This is a genomic window from Enterobacter cloacae complex sp. HYC033_NIDB, from assembly GCF_056673335.1.
On record NZ_CP115123.1, the window covers coordinates 3,401,083 to 3,415,799 of the forward strand.

At 56.8% G+C, this 14,717-nt stretch carries 17 protein-coding genes and 1 other annotated feature; of the genes, 12 read left to right on the plus strand and 5 right to left on the minus strand.

Annotated elements, in window-relative coordinates; genetic code table 11:
• The first annotated feature begins 52 nt into the window (after positions 1–52).
• Together O1721_RS16315 and cobO are read left to right on the plus strand one after the other, a co-directional pair.
• Positions 53–814: a YciK family oxidoreductase gene (locus O1721_RS16315; RefSeq protein WP_017384219.1), complete on the plus strand. Its 762-nt coding sequence runs from the start codon at positions 53–55 to the stop codon at positions 812–814.
• Positions 811–1,401 (plus strand): cob(I)yrinic acid a,c-diamide adenosyltransferase, encoded by a 591-nt coding sequence (gene cobO, locus O1721_RS16320; protein ID WP_015570385.1) that lies wholly within the window; start codon positions 811–813, stop codon positions 1,399–1,401. Before O1721_RS16315 ends, cobO begins: the two co-directional genes overlap by 4 nt.
• A gap of 34 nt (positions 1,402–1,435) precedes the next feature.
• On the opposite strand, the gene rluB is transcribed toward cobO, so the two are convergent.
• The 3 genes from rluB to rnm form a co-directional block, all read right to left on the minus strand.
• The gene (rluB, locus tag O1721_RS16325; protein WP_003856794.1) at positions 1,436–2,311 is read right to left on the minus strand and encodes a 23S rRNA pseudouridine(2605) synthase RluB; all 876 of its coding nucleotides are present in this window, start codon (positions 2,309–2,311) and stop codon (positions 1,436–1,438) included.
• Between the two features lie 97 nt (positions 2,312–2,408).
• Positions 2,409–3,029 (minus strand): L-threonylcarbamoyladenylate synthase, encoded by a 621-nt coding sequence (locus O1721_RS16330; RefSeq protein ID WP_003856793.1) that lies wholly within the window; start codon positions 3,027–3,029, stop codon positions 2,409–2,411.
• Positions 3,026–3,919, minus strand: coding sequence for an RNase RNM (gene rnm / locus O1721_RS16335; RefSeq protein ID WP_032668833.1), 894 nt, complete (start codon positions 3,917–3,919; stop codon positions 3,026–3,028). The genes O1721_RS16330 and rnm overlap by 4 nt, the downstream gene beginning before the upstream one ends.
• A 127-nt stretch (positions 3,920–4,046) precedes the next feature.
• Here rnm and trpL point away from each other — a divergent pair, with 127 nt between their 5' ends.
• From trpL to yedF, 8 genes are all read left to right on the plus strand, one after another.
• Positions 4,047–4,091: a trp operon leader peptide gene (gene trpL, locus O1721_RS16340; RefSeq protein ID WP_071524153.1), complete on the plus strand. Its 45-nt coding sequence runs from the start codon at positions 4,047–4,049 to the stop codon at positions 4,089–4,091.
• Positions 4,068–4,162: a sequence feature (Trp leader region), on the plus strand. Its footprint overlaps the gene before it by 24 nt.
• 23 nt (positions 4,163–4,185) lie before the next feature.
• Positions 4,186–5,748, plus strand: a complete 1,563-nt coding sequence (locus O1721_RS16345) for an anthranilate synthase component 1 (protein WP_032648504.1) — start codon at positions 4,186–4,188, stop codon at positions 5,746–5,748.
• Entirely contained in the window at positions 5,748–7,343 is a 1,596-nt protein-coding gene (trpD, locus tag O1721_RS16350; protein ID WP_017384223.1) for a bifunctional anthranilate synthase glutamate amidotransferase component TrpG/anthranilate phosphoribosyltransferase TrpD, read from the plus strand. Before O1721_RS16345 ends, trpD begins: the two co-directional genes overlap by 1 nt.
• Before the next feature lie 3 nt (positions 7,344–7,346).
• Positions 7,347–8,705: a bifunctional indole-3-glycerol-phosphate synthase TrpC/phosphoribosylanthranilate isomerase TrpF gene (gene trpCF / locus O1721_RS16355; protein WP_023303838.1), complete on the plus strand. Its 1,359-nt coding sequence runs from the start codon at positions 7,347–7,349 to the stop codon at positions 8,703–8,705.
• A 10-nt stretch (positions 8,706–8,715) separates the two neighbouring features.
• A complete protein-coding gene (gene trpB / locus O1721_RS16360) occupies positions 8,716–9,909 on the plus strand; it encodes a tryptophan synthase subunit beta (RefSeq protein WP_003856780.1) in 1,194 nt (397 codons plus the stop codon).
• The gene (gene trpA, locus O1721_RS16365; RefSeq protein ID WP_015570379.1) at positions 9,909–10,718 is read left to right on the plus strand and encodes a tryptophan synthase subunit alpha; all 810 of its coding nucleotides are present in this window, start codon (positions 9,909–9,911) and stop codon (positions 10,716–10,718) included. Before trpB ends, trpA begins: the two co-directional genes overlap by 1 nt.
• A gap of 174 nt (positions 10,719–10,892) precedes the next feature.
• Complete coding sequence (gene yedE / locus O1721_RS16370) at positions 10,893–12,104, plus strand: selenium metabolism membrane protein YedE/FdhT (RefSeq protein ID WP_023303839.1); 1,212 nt, start codon at positions 10,893–10,895, stop codon at positions 12,102–12,104.
• Positions 12,101–12,334 carry a sulfurtransferase-like selenium metabolism protein YedF gene (gene yedF / locus O1721_RS16375; RefSeq protein WP_003856774.1) on the plus strand — a complete coding sequence of 78 codons (234 nt, stop codon included), beginning with the start codon at positions 12,101–12,103 and terminating at the stop codon, positions 12,332–12,334. Before yedE ends, yedF begins: the two co-directional genes overlap by 4 nt.
• A gap of 35 nt (positions 12,335–12,369) precedes the next feature.
• Here the strand turns inward: yedF and ymcF are convergent, their stop codons facing one another.
• Entirely contained in the window at positions 12,370–12,591 is a 222-nt protein-coding gene (gene ymcF, locus O1721_RS16380; RefSeq protein ID WP_463682615.1) for a cold shock small protein YmcF, read from the minus strand.
• Between the two features lie 29 nt (positions 12,592–12,620).
• Positions 12,621–13,253: an outer membrane protein OmpW gene (gene ompW, locus O1721_RS16385; RefSeq protein ID WP_023303840.1), complete on the minus strand. Its 633-nt coding sequence runs from the start codon at positions 13,251–13,253 to the stop codon at positions 12,621–12,623.
• A 282-nt stretch (positions 13,254–13,535) separates the two neighbouring features.
• Here ompW and O1721_RS16390 point away from each other — a divergent pair, with 282 nt between their 5' ends.
• Both O1721_RS16390 and O1721_RS16395 read left to right on the plus strand, forming a co-directional pair.
• Complete coding sequence (locus tag O1721_RS16390) at positions 13,536–13,940, plus strand: YkgJ family cysteine cluster protein (protein ID WP_017384228.1); 405 nt, start codon at positions 13,536–13,538, stop codon at positions 13,938–13,940.
• A gap of 25 nt (positions 13,941–13,965) precedes the next feature.
• On the plus strand, positions 13,966–14,709 hold the full coding sequence (locus O1721_RS16395; protein ID WP_015570376.1) for a YciC family protein: 744 nt from the start codon (positions 13,966–13,968) through the stop codon (positions 14,707–14,709).
• The last annotated feature ends 8 nt before the right edge of the window (positions 14,710–14,717 follow it).

A 14,717-nucleotide genomic window follows, 5' to 3' on the forward strand; every position in this document is an offset into this window, starting at 1 on the left:
AAAAGTCATAAATAAAGGTGCAAGTCACGCCCAATGCGCCTGAGGAGCCACCGTGCATTATCAGCCACAAAAAAACCTTCTACAGAACCGCATCATTCTGGTTACCGGTGCCAGCGACGGGATTGGTCGCGAAGCGGCGCTGACCTATTCTGAATACGGTGCGAGCCTTATTCTGCTGGGACGTAATGAAGAAAAGCTCAAGGCCGTCGCCCGTGAAATCGAAAACGCCGGCGGTACCCCCACGCCCTGGTATACGCTCGATCTGCTGACCTGCACGCCAGCGTCATGTCAGGCCCTTGCCCAGCGGATCAGCACACATTATCCGCGTCTGGACGGCGTACTGCACAACGCGGGGTTACTGGGCGAAGTGCGCCCGATGGATGAACAGGATCCGGAAATTTGGCAGCAGGTGATGCAGGTTAACGTCAACGGGACGTTTTTCCTGACCCAGGCCTTGCTTCCTTTATTACTCAACTCCGATTCCGGCTCGCTGGTATTTACCTCCTCCAGCGTGGGGCGTCAGGGGCGTGCGAACTGGGGGGCTTACGCCGTCTCAAAATTTGCCACCGAAGGAATGATGCAGGTGCTGGCCGAAGAGTACCAAAGCCGCCACCTGCGGGTTAACTGTATTAATCCAGGCGGTACGCGCACCAAAATGCGCGCCAGCGCCTTCCCGACAGAAGATCCGCAGAAGCTTAAAACCCCGGCCGATATCATGCCCCTTTACCTGTGGCTGATGGGTGACGACAGCCGTCGCAAAACCGGAATGACCTTCGATGCCCAGCCAGGCCGCAAACCGGGGATATCGCAATGAGTGATGATCGTCATCAGCAGCGCCAGCAGCGTCTGAAAGAACAGGTTGATGCACGCGTGGCGGCCGCTCAGGACGAGCGCGGTATCCTAATCGTGTTCACCGGCAACGGCAAAGGTAAAACCACCGCCGCATTTGGGACCGCCACCCGCGCAGTCGGGCATGGGCAGAAAGTGGGCGTGATCCAGTTTATCAAGGGTGAATGGCCCAACGGCGAGCGTAATCTGCTCGAGCCGCATGGCGTTGAGTTTCAGGTAATGGCAACCGGTTTTACCTGGGATACCCAGAACCGGGAAACCGATACCGCAGCCTGCCTCGCCGTCTGGGAGCATGCCAAAAGAATGCTTTCAGACCCGTCGCTGAACATGGTGTTGCTGGATGAGATCACCTATATGGTGGCGTATGACTACCTGCCGCTGGAAGCCGTGCTGGAGGCCCTCAGGAACCGCCCTGCACACCAGACGGCGATCGTCACGGGGCGCGGGTGTCATCGGGACATTCTGGAGCTAGCCGATACCGTCAGCGAGCTGCGTCCGGTTAAGCATGCGTTCGATGCGGGTATCAAAGCGCAAATTGGGATTGATTACTGAAAAAAAAGCCCGGTATATTCACCGGGCTTTTCAATTAACCGTTGTTATTACGGCTGCCAGAGCGGCGATTGCTGCTGACCTGGCTATGACGTTTCACCGCACGGCGGATTTGATTCGCCTTCATGCGACGACGATCTTTCTCTACCGCCACTTTCGACGTGGTTTCTGGCGTCAGGCCAACCAGATCGCGCAGGTAGTTGGTTTGCGTCAGATCCAGTTCGGTATAGCCGCCACGTGGCAGGCCTTTCGGCAGCAGAATGTCGCCATAGCGGACGCGAATCAAGCGACTCACCTGGACACCGACCGCTTCCCACAGTCGACGCACCTCGCGGTTACGTCCCTCTGTCAGGGTAACGTTGTACCACTGGTTAATGCCTTCACCACCGGTAAACTTGATGGTTTTGAACGCCGCAGGGCCGTCCTCCAGCTGAACACCACGCGACAGATCGCGCAGTTTGTTCTCATCAACCTGGCCGAAAACACGAACGGCGTATTCACGTTCCACTTCACGACTCGGGTGCATCAGACGGTTTGCCAGTTCACCATCGGTGGTGAACAGCAGCAGGCCGCAGGTGTTCACATCCAGACGCCCTACGGCAATCCAGCGGGCGCCACGCAATTTTGGCAGACGGTCAAACACCGTCGGGCGACCTTCCGGGTCGTTGCGGGTACACAGTTCGCCTTCCGGCTTGTAGTAAGCCAGTACGCGGCAGATCTGTTCAGCAGACTCTTTCACGGAGATAAGATGGCCGTCAATGCGGATCTTCAGCCCCGGTACGATTTCAACGCGGTCACCGAGCGTGGCGATTTTACCGTCCACACTCACGCGGCCTGCTTCAATAATGGCTTCGATTTCACGGCGCGAACCGTGGCCGGCGCGCGCCAGCACTTTCTGTAACTTCTCGCTCATTGAGCTTCCTCAGGTGTCGCCTTCACAGGCGTCGAATCAGGTCAAAAACAGGGCGGCGCCCTGCTTTGATGGCCGCGTAGTATATCTGCTTACACCCTTACAAGAAAGGCTTAACATCGCCCACGCCTTCACGAATCACTTCTGGCGCGTCTTCGGTGAGATCCACCACGGTGGTCGGCTGCTGGCCAAGATAGCCGCCATGAATAATCAGCTCCACCACCTTCTCCAGACGATCTTTGATCTCTTCCGGGTCGGACTCGGTAAACTCACTGCCCGGCAGCATCAGCGATGTGGAGAGCATCGGCTCGCCGAGGGTTTCCAGTAGCGCCTGGGCAATCGGGTTCGACGGCACGCGCATGCCGATGGTTTTACGTTTTTCCTGCAACAGACGACGCGGCACCTCTTTTGTCCCCTTCAGAATGAAGGTGTAGTTACCCGGCGTGTTGTTTTTAATCAGACGAAAGGCCACGTTATCAACATAAGCATAGGTCGACAGCTCAGAGAGATCGCGACACATCAGGGTGAAGTTGTGGCCATCCGGCAGCTGGCGGATGCGACAGATGCGCTCCATCGCCCCTTTATCCTCAATTTTACAGCCCAGCGCGTAGCCAGAATCGGTTGGGTAGACAATAACGCCGCCTTTGCGGACGATCTCCACGGCCTGATTAATCAGACGTGGCTGGGGGTTATCCGGATGGATATAGAAAAACTGACTCATACTTCCCTCTCTTCAATTTGCTGTGGCTGTTCCCAGAGCTGCCAGACAGGCTCAACGCCCGCGGGTAACCAGAGCTTGCGCCCCAATTCAATCCACGCGCAGGGCTGATGGAAATCTGAACCCTGTGACCCAAGCAGACCAAACTGACGGGCGTAGGTCGCGAGCTGCGAACGCTCATTGGGTGCCTGCTGACACTGGGCAACTTCCATCGCCTCACCGCCGCATTCGGCAAAGTGTGCCAGCAGTCTTTTCAGCCATTTAGCAGAAAGATTATACCGCCCCGGATGGGCCAGCACGGCCTTACCGCCAGAATGATGAATCACATCAATAGCTTGTTTTATTGTACACCACTGTGGGGGAACGTATCCGGTTTTCCCGCGCGCCAGATACTTTTTAAAGACATTTGCCATGGTCGTCGCCTTACCGGCATCCACAAGAAAACGGGCGAAATGGCCACGCGTCACCGCCCCACCGTTCGCCAGCGTTCGCGCGCCTTCCAGCGCACCGGGAATATGCGCTTTTTGCAGACGTTCGCCAATCATCTCCGCGCGTTGATTGCGGCGTGTTTTTTGTTCTTGCAAAAAAGCACGCATGGCCGGATGTTCTGTATCGATATTCAGGCCAACGATATGAATTTCGTGGTTTTCCCAGACCGTCGAGATCTCAACCCCGGCCACCAGATCCAGCGCCAGTCCGCTGCGGGCAATCTCGGCGCGCGCGGCGGGAATGCCGTCAGTGGTATCGTGATCGGTTATTGCCAGCGTGCCGACACGCATTTCAACGGCGCGATGGACCAGAGCTTCGGGTGTCAGCAGGCCATCTGAAGCCTGCGTATGGCTATGTAAATCATAAATTACGGCGTAGGTGGTATCGCTCAAAGCACTTCCCATAACAGGTTGGAGACATCCGAAGCCCCTATGATACCGACTAACCGTGAAATACTGAAATCAGGGGTTGACAACACGCCAACGAACTAGTTAACTAGTACGCAAGTTCACACGAGAAAGGTATCTGAAAATGACAGCACATTTCGCTCTGCACGGTTGGTGGCGTACTTCCTGATCTTCGGGCAGTGTCACACGTCTGCGATAAGCAAACAGATACCCGGCCCGCTCCCAAGCGGGCTTTTTTTTGAACAGAATATGAGAACAACAACATGCAAACAGCCAAACCCCACCTCGAACTGCTGACCTGCGAGGCGGCCTATCGCCATAACCCTACCGCGCTGTTTCATCAGGTGTGCGGCGCACGTCCCGCGACGCTGCTGCTGGAGTCAGCTGATATCGACAGTAAGGACGACCTCAAAAGCCTGCTGCTGGTTGACAGCGCGCTGCGCATTACCGCGTTAGGTGACACCGTCACTATCAGGGCGTTGTCTGACAATGGCGCGTCGCTCCTGCCGCTGCTGGATGCGGCGCTGCCTTCAGGCATTGAAAATGAACGCCACCCGGACCTGCGTATTCTGCATTTCCCGCCGGTGAGCCAGCTGCTGGATGAGGATGCCCGCCTCTGCTCGCTCTCCGTTTTTGACGCCTTTCGCCTGCTGCAAAATCTGGTGGCCGTGCCGGAAGTTGAGCGCGAAGCAATGTTTTTTGGCGGGCTGTTTGCTTACGACCTGGTTGCTGGCTTTGAAGATTTACCGGAAACCGAGCAGGGAAACCGCTGCCCGGACTACTGTTTCTACCTGGCCGAAACCCTGCTGGTGATCGACCATCAGAAAAAATATACTCGCATCCAGGCCAGCCTCTTCACTCCGTCTGAGTCTGAGAAAAATCGCCTCGCGCAGCGCATCGCCCAACTGCAACAGCAGATGTCAGAAGCACCGCCCGCGCTCCCGGTGCAGCGTGTTGAAAAGATGACCTGCGAGGTGAGTCAGACCGACGATCAGTACGGCGCGGTGGTACGTCAGATGCAAAAAGCGATTCGTGCCGGGGAGATTTTCCAGGTAGTGCCGTCCCGTCGCTTCACACTGCCCTGCCCGTCGCCGCTGGCGGCTTACGATGTGCTGAAAAAGAGCAACCCAAGCCCGTACATGTTCTTTATGCAGGACAATGATTTCACCCTGTTTGGCGCGTCGCCGGAAAGCTCCCTCAAGTACGACGCCACCAGCCGCCAGATTGAGATCTACCCGATAGCGGGAACCCGTCCACGCGGCCGTCGTGCCGATGGCTCCCTGGACCGCGATCTCGACAGCCGCATCGAACTGGAAATGCGTACCGACCATAAAGAGCTCTCCGAACACCTGATGCTGGTTGACCTGGCGCGTAACGATCTGGCACGTATTTGCACCTCAGGCAGCCGCTACGTGGCGGACCTGACCAAAGTCGACCGCTACTCCTTCGTCATGCACCTGGTATCCCGCGTGGTGGGTGAACTGCGCCACGACCTCGACGTTCTGCATGCCTACCGCGCCTGCATGAACATGGGCACCCTGAGCGGCGCGCCGAAAGTCCGCGCCATGCAGCTGATCGCCGAAGCGGAAGGACGCCGTCGCGGCAGCTACGGTGGTGCCGTGGGCTATTTCACCGCTCACGGTGACCTTGATACCTGCATCGTGATCCGCTCCGCCTACGTTGAGGACGGCATTGCCACCGTCCAGGCCGGGGCCGGAATTGTGCTGGATTCTGTTCCGCAGTCGGAAGCCGACGAAACCCGCAGTAAAGCGCGCGCGGTACTGCGCGCCATTGCTACCGCACACCATGCACAGGAGATTTTCTGATGGCTGACATTCTGCTGCTCGATAATATCGACTCCTTTACCTACAACCTGGCAGATCAGCTGCGTGCGAATGGTCACAATGTCGTTATCTATCGCAACCACGTTCCGGCCCAGACGCTAATTGACCGTCTGGCGACCATGCAAAACCCGGTGCTGATGCTCTCCCCGGGCCCAGGCGCACCGAGCGAAGCAGGCTGTATGCCTGAGCTGTTGACCCGTATGCGCGGCAAGCTGCCGATTATCGGCATCTGCCTCGGCCACCAGGCGATTGTCGAAGCCTACGGCGGTTACGTGGGTCAGGCGGGGGAGATCCTCCATGGTAAAGCGTCAAGTATTGAACATGACGGTCAGGCGATGTTTGCCGGTCTGCCGAACCCGCTTCCGGTAGCGCGTTACCACTCGCTGGTCGGCAGCAACATTCCGGCCGGGCTGACCATTAACGCCTCGTTTGAAGGGATGGTGATGGCGGTGCGTCACGATGCGGATCGCGTCTGCGGGATGCAGTTCCACCCGGAATCTATCCTGACGTCCAACGGCGCGCGTCTGCTGGAGCAAACGCTCGACTGGGCGCTACAAAAGCTGGAGCAGACCAACACCCTGCAACCGATTCTGGAAAAACTGTATCAGGCTCAGACCCTGAGCCAGCAGGAGAGCCATCAGCTGTTCTCCGCCGTCGTGCGCGGCGAGCTGAAGCCTGAGCAGCTGGCCGCTGCGCTGGTGAGCATGAAGGTACGTGGCGAAAGCCCGCAGGAGATCGCCGGCGCGGCAACCGCGCTGCTGGAAAATGCCGCCCCGTTCCCGCGCCCGGACTATCCGTTTGCCGATATTGTCGGGACCGGTGGCGACGGCAGTAACAGTATCAATATTTCCACCGCCAGCGCCTTTGTGGCCGCGGCATGCGGTCTGAAGGTGGCGAAACACGGCAACCGCAGCGTGTCCAGCCGTTCAGGATCGTCCGACCTGCTGGCGGCTTTCGGTATCAACCTGGACATGAACGCCGAGCGTTCCCGTGAAGCGCTGGATGACCTGGGCGTCTGTTTCCTGTTCGCGCCGAAGTATCACACCGGTTTCCGCCACGCGATGCCGGTTCGCCAGCAGCTCAAAACCCGTACGCTGTTTAACGTGCTCGGTCCACTCATTAACCCGGCGCACCCGCCGCTGGCGCTGATTGGCGTTTACAGCCCGGAACTGGTCCTGCCGATTGCGGAGACGCTGCGCGTCCTCGGTTACCAACGCGCCGCCGTGGTACACAGCGGCGGGATGGATGAAGTTTCCCTGCATGCGCCCACGCTGGTGGCGGAACTGAATAACGGCGAAGTGCTGAACTATCAGCTTGAGGCCGCTGACTTCGGGTTGACCCCGTACCATCAGGACGCCCTGGCGGGCGGCACGCCGGAAGAAAACCGTGACATTCTCACGCGCTTATTACAAGGTAAAGGTGAGGCCGCCCATGAGGCCGCCGTGGCGGCCAACGTAGCCATGCTGATGCGTTTACATGGCGAGGAAGATCTGAAAGCCAACGCCCAAAAAGTTCTGGACGTACTGCGCTCCGGTGCAGCTTACGATCGCGTTACCGCACTTGCGGCAAGAGGGTAAATAATGCAGACCGTTTTAGCGAAAATCGTCGCCGATAAGGCCATCTGGGTGGAAGCCCGTAAGCAACAGCAGCCGCTCGCCAGTTTTCAGAATGACGTCGTTCCGAGCAGCCGTCGTTTTTATGATGCGCTCCAGGGCGCGCGTACCGCGTTTATTCTGGAGTGTAAAAAAGCGTCTCCGTCCAAAGGCGTGATCCGCGACGATTTCGACCCGGCGCGTATTGCCGGTATCTACAAGCATCATGCGTCTGCCATTTCTGTGCTGACGGATGAGAAATATTTCCAGGGCAGCTTCGATTTTCTGCCCGTTGTCAGCGGCATCGCGCCGCAGCCGATTCTGTGCAAAGACTTTATTATCGACCCGTATCAGATCTGGCTGGCGCGCTTTTACCAGGCAGATGCCTGCCTGCTGATGCTCTCCGTTCTGGATGACGAGCAGTATCGCCAGCTCTCCGCCGTCGCGCACAGCCTGAATATGGGCGTACTGACCGAAGTGAGCAACGAAGAGGAGCTGGAGCGCGCCATCGCGCTGGAAGCCAAAGTGGTCGGCATTAACAACCGCGACCTGCGCGACCTGTCGATTGACCTCAACCGTACGCGCCAGCTTGCGCCGCGTCTGGGCGCGGGCGTCACGGTGATCAGCGAATCCGGGATTAACAGCTACGCTCAGGTGCGCGAACTCAGCCACTTTGCCAACGGTTTCCTGATAGGTTCCGCAATGATGGAACACGAAGACCTTAATGCGGCCGTGCGCCGCGTGCTGTTGGGTGAGAACAAAGTCTGCGGCCTGACCCGTGAACAGGATGCGCAGGCCGCATATGAAGCGGGCGCAATCTATGGTGGTCTGATCTTTGTTGAGTCCTCTCCTCGCGCAGCAAATGAAGAACAGGCGCGCAAGGTGATGGCGGCTGCGCCACTGAGCTACGTGGGCGTGTTCCGCAATGCGGATATTAACGAAGTTGCGGCAAAAGCGGACGCGTTATCCCTGAGCGCGATCCAGCTGCACGGCGATGAAGATCAGGCGTACATCGATGCTCTGCGACATGTTCTGGCGCCTCAGGTTCAGATCTGGAAAGCGCAAAGCGTTGGCGCCACCCTGCCCGCGCGTAACCTGAAGCATGTTGATAAATACGTGCTCGACAACGGCCAGGGCGGCACGGGGCAGCGTTTTGACTGGTCACTGCTGCGTGGCGAAGTGCTGGACAATGTCCTGCTGGCGGGGGGATTAAGCCCCGATAACTGTGTGGAAGCGGCCAAAACCGGCTGCGCAGGCCTCGATTTCAATTCAGGCGTAGAGTCCCAACCGGGCATTAAAGACGCCAGCAAGCTGGCATCGGTATTTAAAACTCTGCGTGCATATTAAGGAAGAGAAGATGACGACATTACTTAACCCGTATTTTGGTGAGTTCGGTGGGATGTATGTCCCACAAATCCTGATGCCCGCGCTGCGCCAGCTGGAAGAAGCGTTCGTGAGCGCACAGAAAGATCCGGCGTTTCAGGCGGAGTTTACCGACCTGCTGAAAAACTACGCCGGTCGTCCGACGGCGCTGACAAAGTGCCGCAACCTGACCGAAGGCACTAAAACTACGCTGTATCTTAAGCGTGAAGATCTGCTGCACGGTGGCGCGCATAAAACTAACCAGGTGCTTGGCCAGGCGCTGCTCGCGAAGCGGATGGGTAAAACCGAAATCATCGCCGAAACCGGCGCGGGACAGCACGGTGTGGCCTCAGCGCTCGCCAGCGCCCTGCTCGGTCTGAAATGCCGCATTTACATGGGGGCGAAGGACGTTGAGCGCCAGTCGCCAAACGTGTTCCGTATGCGTCTTATGGGGGCGGAAGTGATCCCGGTGCACAGCGGTTCTGCCACGCTGAAAGATGCCTGTAATGAAGCGCTTCGCGACTGGTCTGGCAGCTACGAAACCGCCCACTACATGCTCGGTACCGCCGCGGGCCCGCACCCGTTCCCGACCATCGTGCGTGAATTCCAGCGCATGATCGGCGAAGAGACTAAAGCGCAGATCCTCGAAAAAGAGGGTCGCCTGCCGGATGCGGTGATCGCCTGCGTTGGCGGCGGATCTAACGCCATCGGCATGTTTGCCGATTTTATCGACGAAACCAGCGTTGGGCTGATTGGCGTTGAGCCTGCCGGCCACGGTATTGAAACGGGCGAGCATGGTGCGCCGCTGAAGCATGGCCGCGTGGGGATCTACTTCGGCATGAAGGCCCCGATGATGCAGACCGATGAAGGGCAGATTGAGGAGTCTTACTCGATCTCTGCCGGGCTGGATTTCCCGTCCGTAGGGCCGCAGCACGCGTTCCTGAACAGCACCGGCCGCGCGGATTATGTCTCCATCACCGATGACGAAGCGCTGGAGGCCTTCAAAACGCTGTGCCGCAATGAAGGGATCATCCCGGCGCTGGAGTCTTCCCACGCGCTGGCGCACGCGCTGAAAATGATGAAGGAAAACCCGGAAAAAGAGCAGCTGCTGGTGGTAAACCTTTCCGGTCGCGGTGACAAAGATATCTTCACCGTTCACGATATTCTGAAAGCACGAGGGGAAATCTGATGGAACGCTACGACAACGCATTTGCACAACTGAAAGCTCGCCAGGAAGGCGCCTTCGTTCCCTTCGTGACGCTGGGCGACCCCGGCCCGGAGCAGTCGCTGAAGATTATCGACACCCTGATTGATGCCGGTGCCGACGCGCTGGAGCTCGGTATTCCGTTCTCCGATCCGCTGGCGGATGGCCCGACCATTCAGAACGCAACGCTACGCGCGTTTGCCGCGGGCGTGACGCCGAGCCAGTGCTTTGAAATGCTGGCGGCGATCCGTCAGAAGCACCCGACCATTCCGATCGGCCTGCTGATGTACGCCAATCTGGTGTTCAGCCGCGGTATTGATGCGTTTTACGCAGAGTGCGCCCGCGTGGGCGTTGACTCCGTGCTGGTGGCTGACGTGCCCGTTGAAGAGTCTGCGCCATTCCGTCAGGCGGCAATGCGCCACAACGTCGCGCCGATTTTCATCTGTCCACCGAATGCCGATGACGATCTGTTGCGCCAGATTGCCTCTTACGGACGAGGTTACACCTACCTGCTCTCCCGTGCGGGCGTCACCGGTGCGGAAAACAAAGCCGCGCTGCCGCTGCATCATCTGGTGGAGAAGCTGGCAGAATACCATGCTGCACCGCCGCTTCAGGGCTTTGGCATTTCCTCACCGGATCAGGTTACTGCGGCAATTGACGCGAAAGCCGCCGGAGCCATTTCCGGTTCGGCTATCGTGAAAATCATCGAGAAGAACGTGGATAAGCCAGAGCAGATGCTGGCTGAGTTACACGCATTCGTCACATCCATGAAAGCGGCCACGCGCAAGGCGTAACCGTTAACACCGTCTGGCCCCGGCGTCAGGCGGTTTTCCCTTCTCTCTTCCTGAAAGAAGCAGGTCAAAATTGATCCTGTCGATATTTTCGGTGTGAATGACTTTCCAAACTTTCGCGTAAGCGTATGATCTGGGCTCTTTTTAGCGTTACCCTTCTGAGTTCAGAGGTTATTCATGTCATGGCATTCCTTCAAACAGACTTACCTGGTTAAGTTCTGGTCACCTGTTCCGGCCGTTATCGCGGCAGGCATTCTCTCTACTTATTATTTCGGTATTACCGGCACCTTCTGGGCTGTTACGGGCGAGTTTACCCGCTGGGGTGGGCAGCTATTACAGCTGGCAGGTGTCCATGCCGAAGAGTGGGGCTACTTCAAACTGATCCATCTTGATGGCACACCGCTGACCCGCATCGACGGGATGATGATCATTGGCATGTTCGGCGGCTGTTTTGCGGCCGCGCTGTGGGCCAACAACGTTAAGTTGCGCATGCCGAAAAGCCGCATCCGCATTATGCAGGCCGTGGTCGGCGGCATCATTGCCGGGTTTGGCGCCCGCCTGGCGATGGGCTGTAATCTGGCCGCGTTCTTTACCGGTATTCCGCAGTTCTCGCTGCATGCCTGGTTCTTTGCCGTCGCCACCGCCATCGGCTCCTACTTCGGTGCTAAATTCACCCTGCTGCCGCTGTTCCGCATTCCGGTGAAAATGACGAAAGTTAGCGCTGCCTCTCCGTTAACGCAAAAACCCGATCAGGCGCGTCGTCGCTTCCGCCTCGGTATGCTGGTCTTTTTTGCCATGGTTGCCTGGGCGATTTGCACGGCGATGAATCAGCCAAAACTTGGCCTGGCCATGCTGTTCGGCGTCGGTTTTGGTCTGCTGATTGAACGCGCGCAGATCTGCTTTACCTCCGCGTTTCGCGATATGTGGATCACCGGACGCACCATGATGGCGAAGGCGATCATTGCCGGTATGGCCGTGAGCGCGATCGGCATCTTCAGCTACGTTCAGCTCGGCGTGGAACCGAAAATCATGTGGGCGGGCCCAAATGCCGTCATTGGCGGGCTGCTGTTTGGTTTTGGCATCGTGCTGGCGGGCGGGTGTGAAACCGGCTGGATGTATCGCGCTGTGGAAGGCCAGGTGCATTACTGGTGGGTGGGTCTGGGTAACGTGATTGGCGCTACCATTCTGGCCTACTACTGGGATGACGTCTCTCCGGTACTGGCAACAAACTGGGACAAGGTCAACCTGCTGAAAACCTTTGGTCCACTCGGAGGACTCCTGGTGACCTACGCCCTGCTGCTTATCGCCTTCTTACTGGTTGTTGCACAAGAGAAGCGCTTCTTCCGACGCGCCACCGCCAAAACTGAAACTCAGGAGAATGCCGCATGAAAGAGATCGTGCCTGATTATCGTCTCGATATGGTGGGTGAACCTTGCCCTTACCCGGCCGTCGCCACGCTTGAAGCGCTACCGCAGCTAAAGAAAGGTGAAATTCTGGAAGTGGTGAGCGATTGCCCCCAGTCGATCAATAACATTCCTCTTGATGCCAAAAATCACGGCTATACCGTGCTGGATATCCAGCAGGACGGACCAACCATTCGTTATTTAATTCAGAAGTGACTTCACGATCTAAAAAGGCCTCTCAGAGGCCTTTTCTAGTTTACTGGCTTTGGCCACCGTCGTCGTCTGAGCTTCGGCAGGCATGAATGAATGGTGAGACGTGTTCCGCAAACGGAACAGATAGCACCGTGAGGTAGGCTATGTGCTGGGCTGAACGTCGTGAACTGAAACTGTTTACCTGCACAAACCGGACACTCAAATTTGATGTTGGGGATATCCCCTCCAGCCAGGTGTATGGAACAACCACCATACAGCAATCACCGGCTGACAGGGGATATATCTTCTGTCAGAAACGATAGCCTGCTGAGAACATAAATACCCACGGATCCAGTCGGGTATTGATACTTTGCTGCTGCCCGCCAGCTTTAAAGCGCACGTCCGTATCAATGTCCATATACCAGACCGAGGCGTTGATCAGCCAGTCACGGTTAATCAGATAATCCAGACCAACCTGCCCCGCCATACCCCACGAGTCTTTCAGGCTGAGATCGGAGAGCCCGGCCTTTTTACCGGTATCGTTAAATTTCTCATCAAAGAAGGTGGTGTAGTTAACCCCTGCACCAATATAAGGGCGCACCTTGCTGCTGGAATCGCCGAAGTACCACTGCGCCATCAGCGTTGGTGGCAAATGGTGAACCGTGGCAATGTCCCCGGTCGGTCCTAAACCGACGCGGTGACGGAATGGCGTGGCGGCTAAAAGCTCGACGCCAACGTTATCCGTTGCCATATACGTAAACGTCAGGCCTAACTGGGTGTTATTGCTGACGTTAAACCCGCCCATACCCAGTACATTATCGGACCCTTCCGTTGGACGTACCGTTGCCGAACCGGCACGAATAAAGAATTCGCCTGCTTCATGCGCGTACGCGCCGCCAGAGAGACTGCTTAAGATAAGGGCTGCCACCGCTAATTTTTTCATATCCGCTCCATCGTTGTGGTTTTAATTGCGGAGGAGAATATACTCACAAATGAGTAATAAGTGATCTAACACAGATCACATTAAAACCAGTAAGTTAACATTCATTGATCTAGGTTAATTTTTGGTGACGCCTCATAAAGCAATAAGTTGTTACCGCGTCAATTTTTGGCATCTCATGGTTACAAAATTTTCTGTTTTCCCTCTCTTGCGCTTCCTGTAGCGGCTGGATAATTTATCGCTCTCACAATGTGATTTGATGCGTTCTACTTTTGCAGGTGTGCCATGAGTGATCATAACCCGTGCATGACGTGCGGAGCCTGTTGTGCGTATTTCCGAGTCTCTTTCTACTGGGCTGAAGCCAGCGATGGCGGCGGCACCGTTCCGGTTGATCTCACTGAACCCTTAACCCCTTTTCTGCGCTGTATGCGCGGCACCAACCAAAAACAGAGCCGCTGTGTGGCACTGCAAGGTGAGCCTGGGGTATCCACCCGCTGTTCCATTTACGCGGATCGCCCCAGCCCGTGTCGCACTTTCGCGATGTCGGGAGAGGATGGGCAGGTCAATGAGGCATGCAATCGCGCCCGCGCCCGCTATGGATTACCGCCGCTTTACAAAGATATGCTTTTCCATACAAGCCTTGATGCTGCCACCAGCGTGTTATCCGGTGTACAATTGCCGGCTAATTAACACCTGCAATACTCAAGGAGAGTGCATGTCTATCACGGCGAAGTCTGTCTACCGTGACACGGGAAATTTTTTCCGCAATCAGTTCATTACCTTTTTACTGATCGCGTTGTTGTGCGCCTTTATTACGGTGGTGCTGGGTCATGCGTTCTCACCCAGTGATGAACAGATTGCCACGCTGAGCCAGGGGGAAAATCTTGCAGGCAGCGCAGGGTTGTTTGACCTTGTGCAGAATATGACGCCAGAGCAACAGCAAATCTTGCTGCGCGCATCTGCGGCATCTACCTTCTCGGGCCTGATTGGCAACGCCATTCTGGCGGGTGGCGTGTTGCTGATGATCCAACTGGTGTCTGCCGGCCAACGCGTCAGCGCGTTACGTGCAATCGGGGCCAGCGCTCCGGTGCTGCCAAAACTGTTTATCCTCATCTTCCTTACCACGCTGCTGGTCCAGATGGGGATAATGTTGGTTGTCGTTCCGGGCGTGCTGCTGGCTATCGTGCTTTCATTCGCGCCAGTAATGGTTGTGCAGGACAAAATGGGCATTTTCACCGCCATGCGCAGCAGCATCAGGCTCGCATGGGCCAATATGCGACTGGTCGCCCCGGCCGTTATCAGCTGGCTGCTGGCCAAAACTCTGCTGTTGCTGTTTGCGCCGAATTTTGCGGTGTTAACGCCAAACGTCGGAGCGGTTGTCGCCAATACGCTGAGCAATCTGATTTCAGCCGTGCTGCTGGTCTATTTGTTCCGCCTGTACATGTTAATTCGTCAGTAACTGGGATC